Raw genomic sequence first — 22273 nt, 5'->3', positions numbered from 1 at the left:
TTTATGTTGAAGAAATATTAGTACGTATTTTAGCTATTATATTACTTTTAATTTCATGGCTAGCATATGATTCGAGTGGCAAAGGAGGGTTACTGTTTTTTGGAAGTATTGTTGGCCTATTCGCCTTTTGGCTGTATGTTACTTTAGGTGAAAAAAGTAGCAGAAATAAAGAAGATCAATAAAGACACCACTTAAGCTTAGATTTTAAATTGGAATTATGGATTAGCTAAGCGGAGTTTTGGCCTCTTTGGGAGTAACCTTGACCTAGCCCCTATATTTTTATGATGGCTTTATGGCACAATCCATACGGGGAAATTGTCCGTAACTGTTTGTTATCTTCTAAGAAGGACCTGGATTGGCGATGAGCATTAATAAAGCAAAGTTAACTGAAACTGACATTATCACCAAATTCAACATGCCCGCTAGCGACCAACTCAAAGCCCGGTTATCTGAAGTACAAACAACACAACTCCACCTAACCAGCGTCATTGTCGTACAGGCGTGTAATCAATGAGCAACACAGGCATTATCTATAGTTTAGATGTCGTCAAGGACCTTTCAGATGCCGAGCTTTATCAACGTTTGTTTGATAGTTGGGGTATCACCAATGGCAAGATTGAAGTTTGGGGAGAACTTGTTGACCCTCAAACTCACAAGTTTATTAATTTACACAAGGTTAGGTTAATAGCTGGCAATCAAACCATAGATTATCCGTTAAAACTTAGACATGGAATCGAGTCCGGAGTTTATGTCCCATATGACTACGCAAAGGCACTTTTAAATACCAAGCTAAGAGTATGGGTTAAGTGTGAGTTAGTACTCTCCCCATTGAAAGAACGCCAGAAGCATAACAACCCGTTTGAACTAACTGTCAAATTTGGTTCTGCAGAAGTGCTTCAAGCATTACCAATTACCTTTGATAAATCACAGCTAATCGAAGGTGATGAGACCAGCTATATCGTTAAGTCTATACATGACTTTCACATGGCAAATTTACAGCAAGAATTGGCAGTAGCTGAACAAAAACTTCAACAAGATCTAAACCAGATAGCAAGTAAGAAAGATGAGTTAATAGCATCCATAGAGGCTGAACAACAGCAAGCTACCAATCAAATTATTGACGAACACGATAGCAAGAGGCAACTTGCAGAGCTTGAGTTAGTAAAGGTTAACAAGGTTCTTGCAAAAAACCAAATCGCTTTATCTGCATTAGAACAAAAAAAAAGCGCGCTTAAACACAATACCCAGAAGCTGAGCTCACAGCTTCGTCAACGTCACAGTGAACTCAACTCCCTTAAAGCTCAATACAAAGAGATACAGTTAGAAATGGCCAAAAAAATTGAAAAACTAAAATCTTATATTGCTGAAAAAGCTGTTTTTCTTAAAGACTTTGAGTTCATCGATGAAGACGATTTCGATAGCTTTATTTCTGATGCAGCAAAAGAGCGTGACACTGCAGAAATGGTCAGTTTTAATGAAGTGTTTAAGAGAGACTATAAGCTAACAGTTTCTTATATCCATGCCTTCCTTAAAAAACAAGGGATACTATATCCGAGGCATATCATTGAGAACTACCTTACGCTTATTCGCTCAAACGATCTTATCATTCTTGCAGGTGACTCAGGCTCAGGTAAGACTAATTTGGTGCAGTCGTTTGCCAAAGCCGTTGGTGGTGTATCTAAAATTATTCCAGTAAAGCCGAACTGGACCAGTTCCGAAGATCTGCTTGGTTACTATAATCCACTTGAGAAAAAATACCTTGCAACACCATTTCTCGAAGCGCTGATTGAAGCACAACAAAACCCAGAGACTCCTTACTTTATCTGTTTGGATGAGATGAATTTAGCAAGGGTTGAGTACTATTTTGCAGACTTTTTATCAAAGCTAGAAGATCGAGAAAAAACACCTGAGATACAGCTTTATTCTGATGATGAATCTGCACACGTGCTATCAGAACTTAAAGCGGTCGTGTCCATCATTTCAGAGGCAAAAGAAAAGTACTCTCAAGACGGGCTGGTCGACTTCGTAAAGCTGATGCAAGATGAAGATGTCAATACCGAGATGAAGCGTGCGTTTGGCTTTAGTGATAAAGATTCACTGATAAAATACCATGGTGATATACGCCGTATGTTGTCAGGGGTTATCAATACACCTTCAACAATAAAAGTGCCTCCAAACGTACGTATCATAGGTGCCATCAACATCGATGAAACAACACACTATTTATCTCCTAAGATTCTAGATCGCGCCCATATAATGCGATTTGAATCTCCGCTCTTATCTGACTGGGACTCCATTTTTGATGAGGTCAAGGGCTATGGTTTTGATGATGTCAGCAAGCCTGTATTACTTGATGTAGAAGCATTAGGTATTCGTGAAAGTTATCCAAAATTTGAACGAAGTAATGAGTTCTGTGAACTCTTTATTGACCTTAATAAAGAGTTCTTCCACAAGATTGGTGTTGAGTTTGGTATGCGCACTATTCGTCAGGGGTTAAATTATTTAGAGCTTTTTAAAGATGTTAATCCTGATAGTGAGCTAGCCATCAACAACTTTTTACTGCATAAGGTACTACCTAAATTTAACTTTGAAGGTAATAAAAGTATTGGTGATCAAACTAAGCTGGAATTGATAGAGAGGGTACTAACTGAGCGCCTTAAGTTACAACTTCCAAATCATGAAAACAATAGTCATGTATTTTGTGCAGTTAAGGCATTAGAAACCGTTGTTAGGGACGCCAAAGCAAACGATGGTGTAGTGAATTTCTGGTCGTAATTTATGAAGCCACATTTTGAAATAAAGTATCTTGATTTAACCTGGTATGACAAAAATACGCTTACAAAAGTTACTGAGTCTATCAGTGGTTTACAGATTCAATATGATGAAGCTAAGAGTCAATTTGAATGTGAAACCACTATTTACCATAACGCAAAAGGTGTAGCTCGCGGCCAACTTGCTATACGTTTTTTAAATAACAAAATAGCCAAGCCCTACATAGATATGCCTAACGGTAATGTTAAGTATTTAACTCCAATTAAAGATATTGATACAGGGCGTACTTGGTGGATAGTTGCAGATGAATGGGATCAAAAAAACAAAATATGGCGGAGTATTGCCCCAAATATCGTCGGAAGCATAAAATTTTCATTGCAAGGTAAAGCCTGCATACTTGCTATAGCTGGCGCCGATTTTACCCTAGAACAACTTGAATCTTATCTGAGTTCTTTTAAAAATGATTTATGGGAGCTCATATTAGATGAAAGCAGCGCTGTTCAAGCTAACGCCAAAACATCTAATACGCTAGGAGTAAACGATAAAATTATTGAGTGCATAAATAATTTGGTATCCCATGCTGAAAAAGTTTTAATTACACCGAAAGCTGAACTTCGTGAGGTACAGGCATTAAAGCCGAGGAAGGCGGTTAAACCCGTTAATCGCACTTTTATGGAACTATCGAGTAAAACCAACCAACGGTTCCTTACCAGTCGAGCAACTGAATCAACATTTAATGTTGCTGAAAACCGTTATGTACTTTTCGCCCTTGAAAGGTGCTATCGCATAGTAAAACAGGTCACTATATTAGCTAATAATAAAGCTCAACGTTATAAAGACACACTCTCTAAACTAGAAAATCAGCATAATAGCTTTAGTGACAGCATCCAGATTGAAAGGGAGCTTGTCGTTAATGATCTTAAAAAGCTTGCAGAGCGGTGTCATATAGACTACTGGCAAAAGCTTTTTACAAATAAGCTCGACAATAGCGGTATTCAATTTAGTGAACATGGTCAATTTGAAGACTTTTTTATTCAAATAGAAAGCTTAACAAGAGAGGGAGATGGCTTTTTTATCAAAGTGTGGGACGGTAGTATCTGGGGGGATGTGAACGGCAAACACTCAATTATCTCATTTAGACATAATGAAAATTATGCACCTCTAATATCTGTGTTACAGCATGGCATGAGCTTACAGGTTACTTGTCAAAGTCATCTTTTCAGCACCGAAAGATTAAATATATTTAATTTTGATTCGATTCAATCTATCAAGTTAATTGGCTCAGAGTCGATGATGAATGCTCGCCGAGCTTTTAATGAAGAAAAGCTATTAGGCACAAAACTAAGTGAACAGAACTGGCAGAAAAAACTGACAAATTCAGAAATTGAAGAGCAGGAAAAAGAAAAGGCATCTTTACGTAATCGAATTGGTTTTTATGAAAAAAATCAAACTATGTCTAATTATGTTTATGAAAAAGTAGCACCTAAGCTACGCCAACTGGACAAACTGATTAAAGCTTTTAAAAAATTACAGATAAAGCCTTCATCACACTTCCCAAACTCGATGACCTTTGTCCAAAACCCTCATTATCAAGGTGTTCATAACGGCTATAAGACACTCCGTGACATTACTAATTTAGCAGATGAAGAGTTGTTACTTAGTCTCGAAGAGATTGATGCAATTGGGTTGATAAATATGCCAATACTTTATGAACGTTGGTGCCTACTTCAAATCATAAAAATACTTAAAGAATCATTTAGATTTACCCTGCAAGACAATTGGAAGTACCTGTTGATTGAAACTGTTAAAACAAACAAGACCGACATCGAACTTTCGCTCAGTAACCAAGATGCTAAACGTTTTATTAAGCTTACTTATGAGAAAACCTTAGAACACGGTAAGAGGCCTGATTTCGTATTGGATCTCATCTGGTTTACTGAAAAAGATATAAACAATACCCACACAAACCATAAGCGTTTTGTTATGGATGCAAAATTTTATAACAAAGGAACATTTGAGCGCTTTGGTGGCTTAGTCAATGTAATTAAACACTTATATCATGATAAAAACTATAGTGAAAATAACCAAAATCCAGTTTTTCTAATTCACCCCTGCTTTAACGCATTACCAACTAGGGTTACCTCCCAGTCTTGGGGGAAATACAGTTATTTAGGTGAAGTTAATATAAATAACGAAGAAAGTGAGGAGTTTTATCCAAATCATTGTTATGGCGGCATCCTTTTAAACCCTATTGATAGAGAGCTTTATAATGATGAACTACAAAGGCTCCTAGGGCTTTTCTTGCAATACAAACTCGAAGATTCAAATACGCGATTAAACACAAATGACAAAACAGTAGCGGTGCCTATCTGTATTCGATGCGGTTCGACTCACGTAGAAATAATAGATAAAACATCTACATATAAAAACAGCCGAGGCGAATGGGTTGAGAGAACTCCACGTTCAGTATGGACGAGGTGTACAGAATGCGAGCAGTACCAAATATTTAATCACTGCAGAACTACAGATACCCGTTTAATCAAGAATGGACTTTATTGGAGTTATCATTCGGCTCGTGCAATAGAGCCTTTTAATATGAAATCCCCAAAATGTGGTGAGTGGGGGGCTTGGTAATGACCTGTAGCGGCTAGTTTTTGTTGGCCACTAGAACTCGAACAATTAGACTTTAAAGCATTTAATTTGACTAGAAAGTAAGGTAAGGGATTGAGATGTCATTCTTCTATTTCCAGTAACTCACCAATTTCCACATCTAAATATTTACACAGCGTTTCAAGCACATCTAATTCAACACGAGTGGCCGTTTCATTGTACAAACGGGTGATGGTGCCTCTGTTGATATCGGTATCCCTTGCCACATCAGAAACTTTAAGTCTTTTCTCACCGAGTATTCTGGAAAGATTACACTTCAAAATGAGCTCCAATAATAAAAAATGTTCTCCTGCAGGTTAAAAAAGCTTGCAAAAGATAATAAATGAGCATAAATTTGTTCTACAGGAGAGCGAAAAAGCTTTCTGTGAAATCAAATGACCTATCGGAGAGTATATTATGTCTAATACTTATTTAACAGCTGAAGAGTTATCTGTACGCATTAAATATGATGCGAGAACGATTCGTGACCAACTAAAGGATGCCATTTTTCTCGAAGGTATCCATTACATTAGACCATTTGGTGGTCGCAAAATATTGTTCATCTGGGAGAGTGTTGAAGATCTCATGTTGTTTGGTTATTCAGACGTTTTGCCAACTAAATAGCGAGGTGTGCAATGGGTAGTGTAAATGCGCGTAATAACAAGTTATACCTCGATTTTCGGTTTAAGAGTGTTCGCTGTCGTGAGATGACCACTTTAGAAGATACAGCTGCAAATCGTAAAAGAGCTGCCGCGGTACTTAAGCGAATAGAGGCTGAAATTCAGTTAAATCAGTTTGAGTACTCTCGACACTTTCCTAATAGTAAAAATGCACTGAAGTTTGCCGCTTATGAAGTCGCTGCTGAAGGTAAAGGGAGTGGGGCGCCTGGTTCTGATTTGGTTCGAGTGTTTGTTGAGCAATGGTTGCTTGAGCGTAAAGCTGAATGGCGTCCATCTCAACTTCGTACTATTGAGGATATTCTGACTTTGTATATATTGCCTCGCTTTGGTGAACGAGCCATAAATTCGATAACAAAGTCAGAAGTTTTAAAGTTTCGTGCAGATTTAGTGGATGGGAGTGTGTTTGGAAAAGAGTTATCAGCTTCACGCATCAATCAAATATTATCGCCACTGCGTGTAGTGTTGAATGATGCGGCAGAGCGATATGACTTTACTAGCCCTTGGAAGTCAATCAAGCCACTACCTGTTAATCGTAAGCCTGTTCACCCATTTACCTTAGATGAAGTTTTTAAGTTCCTAGATTTTGTCCGTCCGGATTTTCGTTGTTATTTCTTAACACGCTTTTTCAGTGGTCTTAGAACCGGTGAGATAGATGGTTTGCAGTGGGAGAATATAGATTTCGAACGCAGACAAATTCTAGTTCGCCAGTCGTGGGTTCGAAATAAACTTGGCCCAGTGAAAACCAAAACATCATTACGTGAAATTGATATGAATGAGTTGGTTTTTGAATCATTAACTAAACATTACAAGCAGTCAGATGGCCATGGTTTTGTATTTCAAACCGCTGGTGGCAAGCCAATGAACAACAAAAACATGTCTTATCGTGTTTGGTACCCCACATTAGATATTTTAAACATCCCTCGCAGAAACCCATATCAAACTCGACATACCGCGGCCACCTTATGGTTAGCGTCTGGTGAGTCACCTGAATGGATTGCTAAGCAAATGGGTCACGCTAATACCAATATGCTTTTTACAGTGTATTCACGCTATGTACCTAATTTAACTCGCCGTGACGGCAGTGCTTTTGAAGCATTTTTAAATCAAAAACTGACAGGAGAAACATCATGAATAATGAAATTCGACTTAACTTAGCTCACTACTTATGCCAGCGTTTTTATTGCCAACCTACAGGAAGGGAGCTAAGTTGTGCTTTAGGTTTTTCTGAATCACATAATAATTTATCTGCTTTAGTGAGCTGGATAAATAAGCTTTACTTACAAGAGCATAGTAGTGACTTGTTGTGGTGGGAACAGCAATTGCAAAAGCACCTTGAGTCAAAAGGTTTTCAATTATGCTTATCGTTATAAGTTAGCACTCATATAACTTCAATAACCAAAATACACCTTCTTTGATGATAGGTGTTTTTTGGTTATTGAAGTTGGTTAAAAAATCATGTATTTCCATTTATTACTTTATGTACTTGAGTTGATATAGGATCTTAAATTTATCGATTCTTATGGATAAAAATGAACTAAAGCTTCTTACAACAAGTTAATTTAGGGAGCGTTTATGGCTGATTCTGATGTGATGGATTTCAAACAGGCTCAAATTGGTTTTAGAGTAGTGTTAACTATTCTTGAAAAATGCAGATGCAATCCGTCACAAGTTGAAGTATTAGTTGGTGTTTAGTATGAATCAATTAATGCTGATAGTGTGTAATATTTCAGTGAAGATCTAATGATCTGGCTAAGTTATATTCTTAATATCTATGCTAGTTTGAAGTGCTTTTTTCTAATCCAGTGAATATCTATGGCTATGTAGGTATGATCAATGACAACTCTCCCTTTGATGGAAAGGCCCCCATTGATTTCATACTAGAAGATACTGCGAAGGGATTAAAGTTGACTATGGAACATGTGAATGGACTAGCAAGGCATCAGTTATCAGTGTGATGATTTTTAAAAGGATTAAAGCAGATGCTTAAGCTGTAATCAACTTAATGCTAATCGTTATTACCACGGCTTTGAGTTATGGTTAAGTTGTAAGGGTATTTTAATTAACTTTGATTGGAAGATAGAATGACAACATACAGCCAAGTAAAAAAGCTAGTTAGTGAGTTTGAAGTAAATTATCCACGTTCTTGCCGAGTTGATTTAGATATTCTAAGTCCAATAGATACTATGGAAATGTGGCAAAATGCCGATCGTGCAGGCGTGTACTTCCTTTTCGATAAAAATGACGGCTTACAGTATATTGGTAAGGCTTCAATGAGTTCTTCGATTGGTGCTCGAATTGGAGTGAGATTCTCAAGTAAAAACAATTCATGTGTAGATCTAACATTTTCAGACGTTACTCAAATAGCTACTATCCCCATGGATGATGGTCATGAATTTGAAGCTCCGGCTATAGAAGAGTACTTTATCAAACTGCTTACTCCACCACTTAATGTTACAGGTAAATAATAATAGCCAGTGGGTGTAGGATATATTCTAGTTGGTAAGATCTTTTTTACATTCAACTTAATGGTAACGACAATCATCATGGCGTCACAGTGACTCACTTTTACCTCAAAGTGAGTTACAAGCTAGTTTTAACTGTCACAAATTAAATCGATAAATTCATCTTCAGAGGTGCGCCTCCCAAAACTTAATCACACTGTGTATTCGCACAGTTATAATAATTTTTAATTATTAGAGAGGCAAAAATCAGCTCAAATAGCATCGATATATTTGAACATAAAAGTATAACTTATATTTTTCAATGTTTTAAGTTTTCATGTGGAGTAACAATGGAGCTGATAAATGTTCTTTCTCAACTTTGCGGCAAGGTTAATCTTAAAGGTGGTTGGTAATTGAGATGTTAGTCTCTTTACATCAATATGTTGCGTGATATGTTAAATGCAAAATTAATTTTAGACAGGGATTTATCTGAGATGCAAGATGAAGCTGCAGACTTGTTAGGTTCATCAGTAAATAAAACAGGTACTAACGAATATGATGCTGGAAATGGAATATATGAATTCCTACATTTTCAAGATATTTTGTTTAATATATTTAAAGAAAAACAGATGAGATTTGTTGGTGGGACAGAAAAGCTATAGATTTGTTCGATAAAGCAAAATAGCCATTTAACAGATAAGGACGCGGCTACGCGCGGCCTATCCTTATTCGTTAAAAGATGTCACCAAATCGCAGAAAATCGTTTAAGACTACAAAGAATAAAATTTACTATAATAAGGACTAAATATTGAATTCAAAAAGCTTTAGTGCCCAATTAAAATTAAACATTCAAGCAGGCGCCCCAATAATTCAAATAATTAGCCATGAAACACTACGCATCCGTGCAGCAATATTTAAGGTTGCAGGTGAACTTGATGCTTCTGTCTATATTTGGGATCGATCAAATGGACTCAGAGAGTACAAAGATTCATTAATAGAAGCATTGTCTAATGATTATAAGCAACCTCATGAAATTTTGGAGCTAATTAATAATGCTGATGACGATGAAATTTCGCTAGAAGGTAGCATCTTCTTAATCGAAGATTTTCACCCTAATCTACAAGAGCATGAGCATCAACAAATTAGCAGGCTAAGAAATTTTTCCACCTCAGTTTCAACAGGAATAATAACCGATTGCACGATAATTTTGTCACAACCATATCCCCAATTACCGGCCGAACTTGAGAAAGAAGTTCAAGTCATGATGATGCCTTTGCCTGACACTCAAGATTTAGAAAAGTTAGCACAACAAGCAAAACAGCGATTTAAGCTAGATGATCGTGACTTTATTCCAACACCGCAGTTATTAGAAGCCGCACTGGGCCTTTCTACGAGTGAGGCTCAGCTTGCTTTTGCCAAAGCGGCTTGCGAAAAGCAACGGTTAACAAATGCAGAAATTCCTCTTATTGTCAGCCAGAAAGAGCAAGTAATAAGAAAAAGTGGTCACCTAGAATATTTCCACCCTAAAGCGACTCTTGATGATATCGGTGGTCTTAATAATTTAAAATCTTGGCTCAATCGCCGCAAGCAGTCTTTTAGTGAAGATGCAAAAAACTATGGTCTAGAAACACCACGTGGTGTGCTACTACTAGGATTACCCGGAACTGGTAAAAGTTTAGCGGCTAAAGCAGTGGCTAACGCCTGGCAATTACCACTATTAAGGCTCGATATGGGGAAGATATACGGCGGCATAGTTGGTCAGTCTGAAGAGAATATGCGGCAAGCATTACAACTAGCAGAAACGCTATCGCCTAGCATTTTGTGGGTTGATGAAATAGAAAAGGGTCTATCTGGCATGCAAAGTTCCGGTTCAACTGATGGCGGCACAACAGCACGGGTACTAGGTAGCTTCTTAACCTGGATGCAAGAAAAAGAAAAGCCGGTATTTGTCGTCGCAACCGCTAATAACATAGCACAATTACCGCCGGAATTACTAAGGAAAGGTCGCGTTGATGAAATTTTCTTTGTCGATCTACCAGTCGAGATTGATAGGATCGAAATACTCAATATTCATCTTAAAAACCGTGACCGTCTTGATGACTTTTCTCAGCCAGAAATTCAAGAACTGGCCATTATTAGTCAGGGATTTACCGGTGCAGAGCTTGAAGAAGCAGTAAAAGAAGCTATGTTTTTATCATTTGATGCCGGCCGACCATTAGCATTCGAGTATTTAAAAAACGCTATACAAAATACCTCACCATTATCATTAACTATGCACGAAATAATTGATAACACGAGAAAGTGGGCAAAAGGACGAGCAGTCCCTGCTAGCAGTGAAGAACCAGAACGGTTAGATGACAAAAAACCATCAAGCCAAGTACGTTTAAAGCAAGAAGGCGAAAACCCCTTTTTATAAGTAGAAATGGAAGTAGAAGTAGTTATGGAAAACCCTTTTTTTTCTGCGCTTGAGAACAACAGCGGCATCAGTGCTGCTAAGTTATCAAAAGGCGCTACAGATACATTAATTCCCTTTAGGCATTACCTAGAAAATAGCATTAAAGCATTAGAAGGCAAACAGGTCAGTTGCCACTGGAAACCATTAGCCTATGAGAGTTACCAACTAATTCCGCAACAAAACATTTATCAAGTCAGTCCAATTTCTGTTGTTGAAATTAAAGACAACAATTTGGGCTGGTATGAAATAACTGAAGAAGTCGACGGCACACCACTTGATGGTGATTTTATGCCAGACTCTGATGATCAAATTACCGTCGGCAAAGGCAAAGACCGGCAGTCATTTGATATATTGGCAGATGACTTCGTGCAAAGCGGTGGCAAATACAAACTTTTCCTGCCTGAACTGGCAGAAATAAAAACGATTACATGGTCTGGCTATCAATTAACATTACGACCACTGAGCTTAGATCTAAGCACGCTCAACAACGTTAAAGTCGATGGGTTTTTACATACAGCTACCACTAAAAATAATACCGTCACCATATCAGGATTAATCACCCCAACATCTAAACTCACCATTGACGACATTGAAAATGATTTTATCATCCGGAGCACATGCGCTCTAGCACAATTAGAAAAATTAAATCCGATTAAAAATGGTAACAGCTGGTTAGTATTTAACAAAACAAAGCCAGCAATCAAACATGCTAGCATCACTGATATAACCCAAGACTCATTAAATAAATTATCAGTAAGTCATTTTAGTCATCACGGAAAGCCTTTAATTGCACAGGAGTGGAACCTTAGTTACAAAAAAAACTCAGGGTTTAGCCTGCAAGCACAACAATCAGATCAACAAGAAATTAGTGACCTCGTTTGTAGCGAATACCCCCAACTCAAGTTAACGATAAACAAAGAGCAAATTAAAGAGCATTGGATTCAACTTATTGAGCTTGAGAATGCTGATGACAACGGTAAATCCGTGTTAGATTATTTTTTTGAAGACTACGTCAACATTCATCATGGCGAAAATAGTAAACATAACAACCGTGCCCCTGGCTATAAGGTTATAAAATCAAAACCGGAAGAGCGCCAGTTACTGTTAGCAAATAACATAGACAAACAAAGACATAAGTCGGTGTATCCTCAAATATCGGGAAAATCTACCTTACGAGTGCAAGTCGATACATCGCAACTAAAAAAGCAACGAGATGCGATTAATAACTTAATGCAGCGCCCATCAGAAGGTCAGGCAACGCTAATTAAGCTGTTACAAAACCGCGAGAATATCCAGTGGCCACTCCTAACTCCCTACGACAAATCAATAGACTGGAAAGTACTAAGCGATCCTAATTTTGATGGTTGTAAAGAGCAGCGCGAGTTTGTCACCAAAGCATTAGGCTCTAGTGATTTTACTATCTTAGATGGCCCGCCGGGCACAGGTAAAACGACCACAATCTTAGAATTAATTGTTCAATTAGTACGCCAAGGTAAGCGAATTTTGCTAAGTGCTTCGACGCATGCTGCGATTAATAATGTGTTAGAGCGGCTTGAAGAAAATGACCTGCTTGATGAAATATTCCCACTACGTATTGGTGATGAAAATAAAGCTACAAATGTTGAACATTTTCAGTATGACAATCAACTAAGCAGCATCAATAGCGCATTATCAGATGATATTTCTGAACAAATATTAGTTGATTCTTCTAATTTAGTTTGTGGGACTACCATTGGAATTTTAAAGCTATTTCGGCAGAGAACCTTGTCACTAGATAATGGCACAGACCCGTTTGATGTTATGATTATTGATGAATGTAGTAAAACAACCTTTCAAGAGTTTTTAGTGCCTGCACAATACGCTAAAAGCTTTGTTCTGGTGGGCGATGTAAAACAATTATCGCCGTTTACTGACCGCGAACAAATTGTATGTAATTTACAGCAGCTGATGCTAAAACCAGGTCGTGGCCATGAGAAGTCACGCAACTACCAAGCACCCGAGTTACTATCACCAGATATTCAGCAAGCGTGTTTTTTACTCGAAGAGTTAAGAGGCGATCAAAATAAACTCTATAACAACCAGCTAATCGTACCTGTTTCAACCGGAGTATTGCAGGCATTAGGTAACGAAATAAAAGCGAGATCCAATAGCTGCGCCGAGCTTGATAATTTATTACTTATTAGCGATCGAGAAAATGAAAGTCAAAACATTTATGGCACACCCCAGATCCTAAATAACCCAATGCCACTTTATCAACATAACATCTGTTTTATCACACCAAGCGCTTTAAACACATTGGAGTACTGCTTACCGGTTGATGCAATTATGTTGAGTGAACACTGGCAATCTAAGCGCCATGCTTTTATTCATAATACTAATTACAAAAATAAACAAAGTGTTGATTTTAGAAAAGACCACAAGAAAATATCGACCGATATAAACCAAGCATACTTAAGCCGATTTAAAGAAACCAACTGGGCTGAAGAGTTGTGCTGGCGATTAGAGCGAGAGTATTGGTTACGCTTATCATCAGGAAAAGGAAAAACCAAAGGGCTTGAAACTCAGATCAACAGGTTGCTCCCCGTCGCCATTAATGTACTTGGGCGGGTACACGGACTTAAGAATATCGCCTTTCCGTCGATATTAGAGGCACTATCAGGTGATGGTTTAGTCAAACGTAAAATTGACTCTGCCACTACCTTAAACCAAGGTTTTCATCGCACTGAAAAATCACAGCGTCATACAACATTAACCTACCAGCATCGGATGCATCCCGATATTTCAGCTTATCCTCGCGAGCAGTTTTATAACAACAATTCGCTATTTGATGGTAACCAGGTCAGTGCTGGACGCCAGTGGAGTTATCCAAGGTTTGCCAAGCATAATGTCTGGATTGATGTAGAGGGCAGCGTATATAAAAATTCCAACAGCAATGAAATAAATCGCATCACCGATGAAATTGAACGTTTTTGTAAGTGGGCACAAGGTAAGGTCAAAAATAAAAAAAATGAGCATTATGACATGGCAATTCTCACCTTTTACAAAGGCCAAGAAAAAGCCTTACGAGAAGGGCTGCAAAAACTAACAGGCAATAACAGATCCTATGCAAAATTTGATTACCTTGGCATTCAGATTAAATTGGCCACGGTGGATTACTTTCAAGGACAAGAAGCTGACTTTGTCATGCTAAGTATGGTTAACACAACACGAGATGGATTTCTAGATGCGCCAAATCGCTTAAATGTAGCGATCACCCGTGCCAGATACCAGTTAGCGATTGTCGGGCATTACAGTTATTTTTCAAGCAAGTCTCGTTCGCCAGAATTAAAGCAGCTGTCTAAAGCAAAAACATGCCTGACGATGCGCTAAGGAATATATAAATGAACCAACCAATCAACAGACCGAAAAAAACAAGCAGTGGTTTTGACGAACTTGAAAAATTAAAAGTGAGTACTACTAATAAAAAAAATTCAGCGTCTAAAAATAAAAAATCGCGAAATTCCGCTGAAAAACAGCAATCAAATAATGGTGCATTAAGAAATGAGAGTAACCGAGAGTTTTCAGTACGTTTATCACGCCAACTCAATGTTAAGCGCTATCCAGTTATCGCGACTATTTGTCTTCTACAAAAAAGAGATGATGTCGTTAGCTTGCTCAAGCAGGCACAACAAAATCCGAGTAATTTACCGATAAGATTAACATCCTACTTAAAAATGGAAGGCCTGCTCAACAATGAAAACACATTAACTAATAAAGCTAAACGAGTGTGTACCACCGGAAAAATGCCTATTAGCGAGCGTGGGCTTTATCATATTTGGTATAGCGATAACGATCCACTATTAGGTACTAGAGTATTATTAATCCAACGTGATAACGCCTTTAAAGAGCCAAAACATAAAATATTGCATAAAGGCCGAGATGCAGCGCAATCAACCTTTGCTATTAATCCGCCGGAAAATACCTCTAAAACACTAACTGTTAAATTTTCGGGTTGCGAAAAAGAAAATAACAACAGATTAAGCACTGAAGATATTATTTCTATTTCACCTGAGGTTATCTGTAGTGCCACCGACAATAAAACGCTCAACTTAACTTGGGACCTTACTTTAGACAGTTCAAGCATCACACTCAAAGGTCCATTAAATATTTTATCAGGGCGTGATTTAAAGCAAGATAGTCCGATCGATTTCGAATACCAACAGAGTGAATATTTCTCAAAATCCCCTACTATTTTTTCGTCACTGGCAGCATACCTGGGTGGTCACTGGAAACAGCAGGTCATGCGAGCTAGTGTTCCGTTTGCGTTAACTAAACAATATCAGGGAATGCTGAGTCAATTTAGCTTAAATAATTATCCAAAATTTAAAATGGAGACTCAACATGGTTACTTTGACTATGTCAATATTCATCACCTGCCAGTTGAACCAATTCAAGAAGAAGCCAGTCAATGGCATTTGGCCTGGTTAGAGCGTTATCATGCCAGCAGCTTTAAAGAAACAGGGATCGCGGAAGCAGATCAACGAACATGGCTTGCTCAGCTAGCACTTAAGCAATACAAATTAGTGCCGTTATCGGGCAATAACCTTATTGGGACTTTATCTAAAGAGAGGAATCCTCAGGCTTATTGGCACTACTCCGCAATCAATGATTTAACCCCAAGCCTGTCGTCTATTGCAGCACTGCCATTAACCTTAATTGATAAAGAGCCAGTCGATATCAAGCAACTCATTAAGAAACTCTCTTTAGGTAAGACTTGCACTAAGTTTATTTACTCAGACAGGTACATAAGAACTAACCGTCAACAAACACTGCTTAAGGTAATTGCACAGCCATTAAGCAGCTCTGATATAACCATTTTTACGGAATCAAGTGACGCGGAAGCACTAGCAGAGAAATGTCCTGAACCATGGAATATAGAATCGTTTTCTAAGCATGCCGACAATCATGACCGCTACTGGATATTTCAATCAAATGACCATATTACCGCCTGGAAATGTACCGTTAGCTTGGATTTTCTAATCGGCGATGATTCCAATTATTACGCTCACGGCTACCCAACATTCACTCCAATAGTGATTGAGCAACTTCCAGAATATTTACAGCGTGTACTAGCACACAACACGCTTGAGGTAACAGCATAATGAGTACATTAGAGATACAACAAGAATCGTTTACTAAGCATTATCATGATCAATTATTGCCGCCTATATTTATCGATCAGGGCTGTACAGCCGAAGACAATCTCAGTTTACCTGAATTCATGGAAGTCGTAGAACAACAAAAAATTGTTAGCATAATTGATAGTACTCGACTTACCTTACTACTTGCAGCCGATCAACTAACTAACGCAGACATAATTAAAGCACTACAAAATTCCGCCGATAAAGGCATCAGAATTTATTTGTATTTAGGAAATGAACATAAAAACAAAGAGGCGATTAGTGCACTATCCAGTCGCTGCTTAATCCGTACTGGTGAACCACAACAAGGAGCATTGTTAATTAGCGATCATGCTACATTTTCACCAGTTGGTCATATCTTAAATTCATCGACTGTCTTTACCAACAGTGAGGACGATGACAATTTCTTGATTATATTAACAGCAGAGCAAATCCAAGATACTTATCGCAGTTTCTGCCATTTATTTTGGGATAAAAGTGAAAAACAAGTCATCAAACAAGGTGAGAAATTAGACAACGCGGTAGCAAACCCTGCTGGTACCATTGTGGTTAATCATCAATACCAGCTGCCAGAACAATTAGCAGCTAATTTTTCTCAGGCAAGTGACATAAAATTTAGCCAAATAAATCACCATGACCTAGATGCCGTAATAGTAAGCAAGCTATTGCAGGCGACTAACAACATTCTAGATCTTAATAAGGCCGAATTAGCTGAGTCATTAGTTAATAATAATAAAAATGTGGCACTCACAGACTTTAATATTCCCAACATAGTGGCCACAAACAGTGGATGCTGGTTCATTCCTGATGGTACAACAAATCAACAAGCCAATTGGAGTCTCAAGTTAAATCACCAGCAGTCCGCCGAAATAACCAATAGCCTCAACCAAGCCTTTAAAGCCGCACAATGGCAACTAGACCAATCTCGCTCAATTGAGAGCTTAGATTCATCATTTAGGTTTGTTGATGAAGCGGATAACATTTATCAATGCGAGCAATCTGTAGAGCTTGATTTAGACCCCGTTTACACTGACAATATGGATAGTTTTTTATATGATAATATTGAAGATCTAACCAGTTCACACACAGAGTTAACTCGTGAATATCTAGCCAAGAGTATTCATTATAACGTGCAACGCCACCCTCCTTACTGCCCGAAAAACGCCAGTAAATCCCAGCTGTATAGCAACTGGGACAGCGCCAATAACAACTGGTTAACTGCATTAGCAGATCTTGAAGTCAAACTTGATAAGCTTGATACAAAACGTACATCGGTATCGCAATCAATTTTATCTTTTTTCAATAGTTTTTCACTTGGTCAGCAACACCAACATAAGAAACTCAAAAAGAGTATTTTTGAACTTAGTCAGTTAGACATGATCACGGCAACACCTGCCGAACGAGCAGAGCAACAAAATAACTACCTTGACTGCTTTAAACAGCTTTCTCACGATGATGATGCTACCGACCAAGCGATAGAAAAAGCAAAGCTAGAAAAACAGTGGCACGACCAAAAAAACCAATTAACAAAGATCTTACAGCATAAAGAAGATATTTATTCACAAGAGAAACTCAACATAGATACCCTCAAAGCAGGGGAAGAAGGCAAATATACCCTAGCGTATGATGAATTTGTTGCAAGTCGGGATAAAGCAGCTGCAACACTCACTCAACAGCTGGCTCAAGATAATGAAAAACTAGCGACAATGACACTACAGCAGGCAACTCAATGGCTCAATAAAAATAGCAAAAGCAATCCGAAATTAGCCAAGTTATTAACGTATCATTCTATGCAAGGAAAGGAGATTAAAAGTTCGCACAGTAGTAAAAAAATGTCAAAAGAAGCCAAAGAAAGTGAAAACGAGCAACGCCAGAGGCAGATTTTAGCTAATGAAGATCTATTCATGGTTGAATGGAAAACACAATGCAAACAAACGCTTAATAAACAACAAGAAGAAATTAGCAAAATCTATTCAATGGAACCTGCCGCGTTGGGTGAGTGGCTGACAAACAACACCAATAAGTCATTGAAAAAAGCGCTGGAAACCCACACCCAACTCCGCAACAAAGTGACACGAGATTTAGATTCAGCACAAAAGAAACTAGATAACGCCCTTAATGACAAGAATATAGCCCTAGACTCACTTGATAAACACGGTTCTGCATTTTCTTATTGTAATACCAATGAAAGCGATGAACTTAGTAAGCAACTGGGTAATAAGAAAAAAAAGAACCAAGCTAAAAACATCAGCTGGCCAGATGAAGCACTGCCAATTTTTCATGAACTGGAGTTATTTGAAGCAAACGATAAACGCTATCTCACCTTATCATCGCTTGATTTATTAGAGCAGGCACAACAGGAAGCGCAACGTCTAAACGCCAAACTGTGCGCACCACAGCAAGCAAGAGAGGATATATAATGCCTGAGCAACAAATCACATTAACCATCGATGAGGAAGGCGCTATAACCGCCAAAACAAACGGATTCAAAGGCGAGGCCTGCTTAGAAGCGCTTGAAGAGATCTTAGGAGATACTACAGGACTTATTCAGGTAAAAACCACCGATGAGTATCACCAGCAACAAGCGGTTCAGTGCATTGAAACGATTAAGCTAAGGAATTAAGTAATGAGTGCAGTGATCAAAACAACCACCCCATTTACTATTGGTGAGGTGCTACTTGCAGCGTTAGCAGCACTGGGCGCAGAGCCTGTATCAATTACGGCTGAAAATATTAATAATTTTCGACAGCGGTCCAATGTTGCCATTGGCGACATCATCACCAACCGTAGAGATTATAACGGCTTACAGCTATTTTGTTTTAATGGCGATGTCTGGCAACTGCAACATGATCAAGATGAATACGCCACTCGCATTGTATCTGCGGCGCAAAAGCAGTATCAATCAGTGAGCCGCTTTTTAAACGAGTTAAATGGTGCCTATCAAGGCTGCTATCAGTTACATCTCGACAACATTGCAGAGCTTGAACGCCAACGCATTGAGCAAGAGCGAATTGAGCGGGTAGCAGCGACCCGCCTGCAGGCAATTGCCAAAGCGAAGGCGCAAGGTTACAGCGTCAAAGAAAAACACATCAGAGGTAAAATCCAGCTGGTACTAACCCGCTCAGTATAATATGAAGAATTTATACGGTACTCAGTTTAATATTTCGCACATTGAGCCTGCCACCCATATTTATGGGCCAGGCAGGCGCTTTGCCGTGTGGCTGCAAGGTTGCTCGCTCGCTTGCAAAGGTTGTTGGAATAAAGAAATGTGGTCATTTAAAGCCAACCAACTATTGGATCGGAAAACGCTATTGGCTCAGATTCTCGCTGAGCAAGACATTGAGGGGATTACTCTTTTAGGTGGAGAGCCACTCGAGCAAGCAGAAAATACAGTATGGCTAATACAAGAAATTAAGCGCCTCTCGTCCTTAACAGTGATGTTATATACCGGATATACCAAATCAGAAATTGAACAGAAACAGCTATGGCCTAACATTGAAGATAGCGTTGACTTATTAGTGTCTGGTCGATACCAAGAACAACATAGAAATACCAATAACCAATGGTATGGTTCGGAAAATCAAGAGCTAATTTATCCAAAAAAATCAAGCGTTGAGCAAAGATCAAAACGACTAAACGAAGTAGAAATCATTATTGAAAAAACTGGCGAAGTCCGAGTGCTTGGTTATCCAACTTAATGTGCAGTGGGATCAGCCTATTTTCTAGGGTATTTGGTGCCCGAAACAAATTAGACACGCCGAAATAGTAACCAGCTTTGATTGTGTTGATTTGCACAATCAAAACTGGATACCGAGTTGAGTGATTTTCCATACTTTTAGTTATTGTACTGGTCAAGTCTAACCAAACACTTTTAAAAGTAATGAGCCACTTTAGATAGCCAAAACTAGTTTGCCATGTTCTCTGAATTTACCGTCAGGTCCGACATATTTATATAAAGTTTGCCTACTAATTCCCTGCTCATTTTATCGTTCGCTAACACTGCTAGATTGAATGTGGCATTGAACTTCGTACCTGGTATCTCACCCCCAAATATCTGTTTGGTAATGAGATGTATCCTCCAAAATTATTAACGCTATGCTTGAAATTGTCATAACAAATCGCAAGTACCTTCATGATAATTTAACAGCTTGTGAGTGGCTTGTGGGCGGTGACCGAAAAATAAAGGTTACCGGAATAACCGGAATATGCAGTGTAAACTGAACGAAGTTATACGACTCGATTACTTCTATATTTTAGAGCCGCCTCACGAATTTATACCTTTGAAAATAATATACTTTTATAGCATTCACCTATGCTATAGACTTTCGTCCCACAAAAATATTGATTTAATTGAGGGAAGTAAATGCACCATTGTGGTAATGATTTTTATATACAAGATGAATTTTGCACTCAGTGTGGAGAGGAGCTTAATGAAGCCAGAGAAGCTACTCAAGTGTTAGATCTTCAACCAAGATTATTTGAGGAATTAAGCCAATCATGTCCTGAACCTACATTATTTACAGGTCGACTAAAAAAAAGCTATTACTACAAACGTCATGTATCAAACGCACGCTTAAACATGACTAATTCGTATTGGTGGATAACATTAGAAAACTCCCAAGGTGAAATTAAGCAAATAAGTATCGATGCAGAGAATACAGCATTTGATTCAATGAGAGTCGGCGATGTCATCACAGTCCTAGAGCCAGATACTATTACCTTAAGCTTTAAGATTAACTCTGGTTCAGAACAGTTCATTACCAATAATAATTTAGCTGCCAGTGTTATATTGCATAATGATGATGGTCAATTGTCGACCATAACAAAACATTACGATGACACAGAACCTAGCATTTCAAGCGCAGTTTCAATGGGATTTTTATTGTTTTTTTTTTCCACATTGCTTATCTTCCTTATGAGCAAAAATGGTGAAGTTTCTCTTTTATCGTCTATTCTAATTAGTACTTTTTCTATGACAGCTTGGTATGTCACCAGAGAAAAAAACTACCTGAATAATTTACAACGCAAAGAGCGAGTACAAACAGTTATTTCACAGGTTAACAACATTAGTAAGTATCAACTGGGCTATCACAGGTTTGAACGGTTAAACAAAGATAATGATGTTCTTTGCATTCGATGTGATCACCGTATACATGCTGATATCTGCTTTTGTAATCATTGCGGTTACCATCAAAAAACTCCACTAGTTACACAAGTAATCAATGATACAGAAAAAGTAGCCGTAGAGGAGGATAATGATGCAGCCCAATGCAATGGGAGCACCACTCTAATGCTACCTCAAGTTGCTCCTCTAGATCCCACTCCCCAAAAAAACATACGTGAAATGCGTCTAACAAAAATGAAGGAGTTCTATTTTAATCACACTCAGAAATATCTGTATCGTCACGTACTCAGGAAAAACAAGCAACACCATGGTTCATCTTGGTGCTATATGGTACAAGTTATTGATCGTAATATGACTACCAATATTAGTGATAAGACCTATACACAAACTGTACGTATTTATAATGAATATAGTAATAGTAATAGTTATGAAACGAGAACCTACCGTACCAGAGAATCTGAATTATCGGGTAAGATAACTGTAGAAGATGGAGAAGGAGAACTGTTTGAGCAGTGGTTACCAGAATCAATATTGAGCCAAACGGATGTGGGAGATTACCTGCTAATTGGTTATTCTCAACTACGAAGAGGGCAGGATCAAATAACCTATGGTCAGTATTTCTTAAACCTCAACAAAGGTCGTTTTAAAAAACCAGAATCAGTATTAAGTTATGGTAAAATAAGCGAAATATCTAAGTGTGTTGTCGCTTTATCGGCTGCAGCTACAGTAGCAAGTATGTTTGTACTCGCCCCCGAAGCAAGGGTCATTCCACTTATTATTTTCCTGATGTTTATGAGTACCGTTGCTATTAGTTCTTTGTTTGCGGCATATAAAAACAAAAAAGAAGGTAACCAATTAACTCAACCAATTATGGATATTTTCAATAAAGTTTGTGATGATTACAAGTCACTACTTGCATACTTTGAAAAGCTAAAATAAATTTGATGATGCCAGCCTATATGGCACCATTA

At 38.2% G+C, this 22273-nt stretch carries 17 protein-coding genes; 16 read left to right on the top strand and 1 reads right to left on the bottom strand.

Annotation, left to right across the window (positions count from 1 at the left end; translation table 11 throughout):
• Positions 1 to 361: 361 nt before the first annotated feature.
• Genes Q4557_RS07215 through Q4557_RS07205 form a run of 3 tightly spaced genes read left to right on the top strand, consistent with a single transcriptional unit; the run spans position 362 to position 5406 of the window.
• The gene (locus tag Q4557_RS07215; RefSeq protein WP_303411732.1) at positions 362 to 514 is read left to right on the top strand and encodes a hypothetical protein; all 153 of its coding nucleotides are present in this window, start codon (positions 362 to 364) and stop codon (positions 512 to 514) included.
• Entirely contained in the window at positions 511 to 2775 is a 2265-nt protein-coding gene (locus Q4557_RS07210) for an McrB family protein (RefSeq protein WP_303411730.1), read from the top strand. Before Q4557_RS07215 ends, Q4557_RS07210 begins: the two co-directional genes overlap by 4 nt.
• A 3-nt stretch (positions 2776 to 2778) precedes the next feature.
• Positions 2779 to 5406 carry a nuclease domain-containing protein gene (locus Q4557_RS07205; protein WP_303411728.1) on the top strand — a complete coding sequence of 876 codons (2628 nt, stop codon included), beginning with the start codon at positions 2779 to 2781 and terminating at the stop codon, positions 5404 to 5406.
• A gap of 98 nt (positions 5407 to 5504) precedes the next feature.
• On the opposite strand, the gene Q4557_RS07200 is transcribed toward Q4557_RS07205, so the two are convergent.
• Positions 5505 to 5705, bottom strand: coding sequence for a helix-turn-helix transcriptional regulator (locus Q4557_RS07200; protein ID WP_303411772.1), 201 nt, complete (start codon positions 5703 to 5705; stop codon positions 5505 to 5507).
• A gap of 133 nt (positions 5706 to 5838) precedes the next feature.
• Between Q4557_RS07200 and Q4557_RS07195 the strand changes: the two genes are divergently transcribed.
• From Q4557_RS07195 to Q4557_RS07135, 13 genes are all read left to right on the top strand, one after another.
• Positions 5839 to 6045: a hypothetical protein gene (locus Q4557_RS07195; RefSeq protein WP_076543066.1), complete on the top strand. Its 207-nt coding sequence runs from the start codon at positions 5839 to 5841 to the stop codon at positions 6043 to 6045.
• Positions 6046 to 6056: 11 nt separating this feature from the next.
• On the top strand, positions 6057 to 7232 hold the full coding sequence (locus Q4557_RS07190; protein ID WP_303411725.1) for a site-specific integrase: 1176 nt from the start codon (positions 6057 to 6059) through the stop codon (positions 7230 to 7232).
• Positions 7229 to 7471, top strand: coding sequence for a hypothetical protein (locus Q4557_RS07185; protein WP_102531152.1), 243 nt, complete (start codon positions 7229 to 7231; stop codon positions 7469 to 7471). Before Q4557_RS07190 ends, Q4557_RS07185 begins: the two co-directional genes overlap by 4 nt.
• A 711-nt stretch (positions 7472 to 8182) precedes the next feature.
• Positions 8183 to 8566, top strand: coding sequence for a hypothetical protein (locus tag Q4557_RS07180; protein ID WP_303411723.1), 384 nt, complete (start codon positions 8183 to 8185; stop codon positions 8564 to 8566).
• Between the two features lie 428 nt (positions 8567 to 8994).
• Complete coding sequence (locus Q4557_RS07175) at positions 8995 to 9204, top strand: hypothetical protein (protein WP_303411721.1); 210 nt, start codon at positions 8995 to 8997, stop codon at positions 9202 to 9204.
• Positions 9205 to 9350: 146 nt separating this feature from the next.
• The gene (locus tag Q4557_RS07170; protein WP_303411719.1) at positions 9351 to 10958 is read left to right on the top strand and encodes an AAA family ATPase; all 1608 of its coding nucleotides are present in this window, start codon (positions 9351 to 9353) and stop codon (positions 10956 to 10958) included.
• Between the two features lie 24 nt (positions 10959 to 10982).
• Positions 10983 to 14366: an AAA domain-containing protein gene (locus tag Q4557_RS07165; RefSeq protein ID WP_303411717.1), complete on the top strand. Its 3384-nt coding sequence runs from the start codon at positions 10983 to 10985 to the stop codon at positions 14364 to 14366.
• 11 nt (positions 14367 to 14377) lie between these two features.
• Positions 14378 to 16138 (top strand): hypothetical protein, encoded by a 1761-nt coding sequence (locus Q4557_RS07160; protein WP_303411715.1) that lies wholly within the window; start codon positions 14378 to 14380, stop codon positions 16136 to 16138.
• Positions 16138 to 18597 carry a hypothetical protein gene (locus Q4557_RS07155; RefSeq protein ID WP_303411713.1) on the top strand — a complete coding sequence of 820 codons (2460 nt, stop codon included), beginning with the start codon at positions 16138 to 16140 and terminating at the stop codon, positions 18595 to 18597. The genes Q4557_RS07160 and Q4557_RS07155 overlap by 1 nt, the downstream gene beginning before the upstream one ends.
• Positions 18597 to 18800 carry a DUF2997 domain-containing protein gene (locus Q4557_RS07150; protein WP_303411711.1) on the top strand — a complete coding sequence of 68 codons (204 nt, stop codon included), beginning with the start codon at positions 18597 to 18599 and terminating at the stop codon, positions 18798 to 18800. The genes Q4557_RS07155 and Q4557_RS07150 overlap by 1 nt, the downstream gene beginning before the upstream one ends.
• A gap of 3 nt (positions 18801 to 18803) precedes the next feature.
• Positions 18804 to 19307 (top strand): hypothetical protein, encoded by a 504-nt coding sequence (locus Q4557_RS07145; protein ID WP_303411709.1) that lies wholly within the window; start codon positions 18804 to 18806, stop codon positions 19305 to 19307.
• Between the two features lies 1 nt (position 19308).
• Positions 19309 to 19875 (top strand): 4Fe-4S single cluster domain-containing protein, encoded by a 567-nt coding sequence (locus tag Q4557_RS07140; protein WP_303411708.1) that lies wholly within the window; start codon positions 19309 to 19311, stop codon positions 19873 to 19875.
• 665 nt (positions 19876 to 20540) lie between these two features.
• Positions 20541 to 22241: a hypothetical protein gene (locus tag Q4557_RS07135; RefSeq protein WP_303411706.1), complete on the top strand. Its 1701-nt coding sequence runs from the start codon at positions 20541 to 20543 to the stop codon at positions 22239 to 22241.
• Positions 22242 to 22273: the final 32 nt, after the last annotated feature.

This window comes from Shewanella sp. 5_MG-2023 (genome assembly GCF_030547465.1).
In the GTDB taxonomy this organism is placed as follows: domain Bacteria; phylum Pseudomonadota; class Gammaproteobacteria; order Enterobacterales; family Shewanellaceae; genus Shewanella.
The sequence above is the reverse complement of the archived record's forward strand: the minus strand, read 5'-3'. Positions and strand labels throughout refer to the sequence as shown.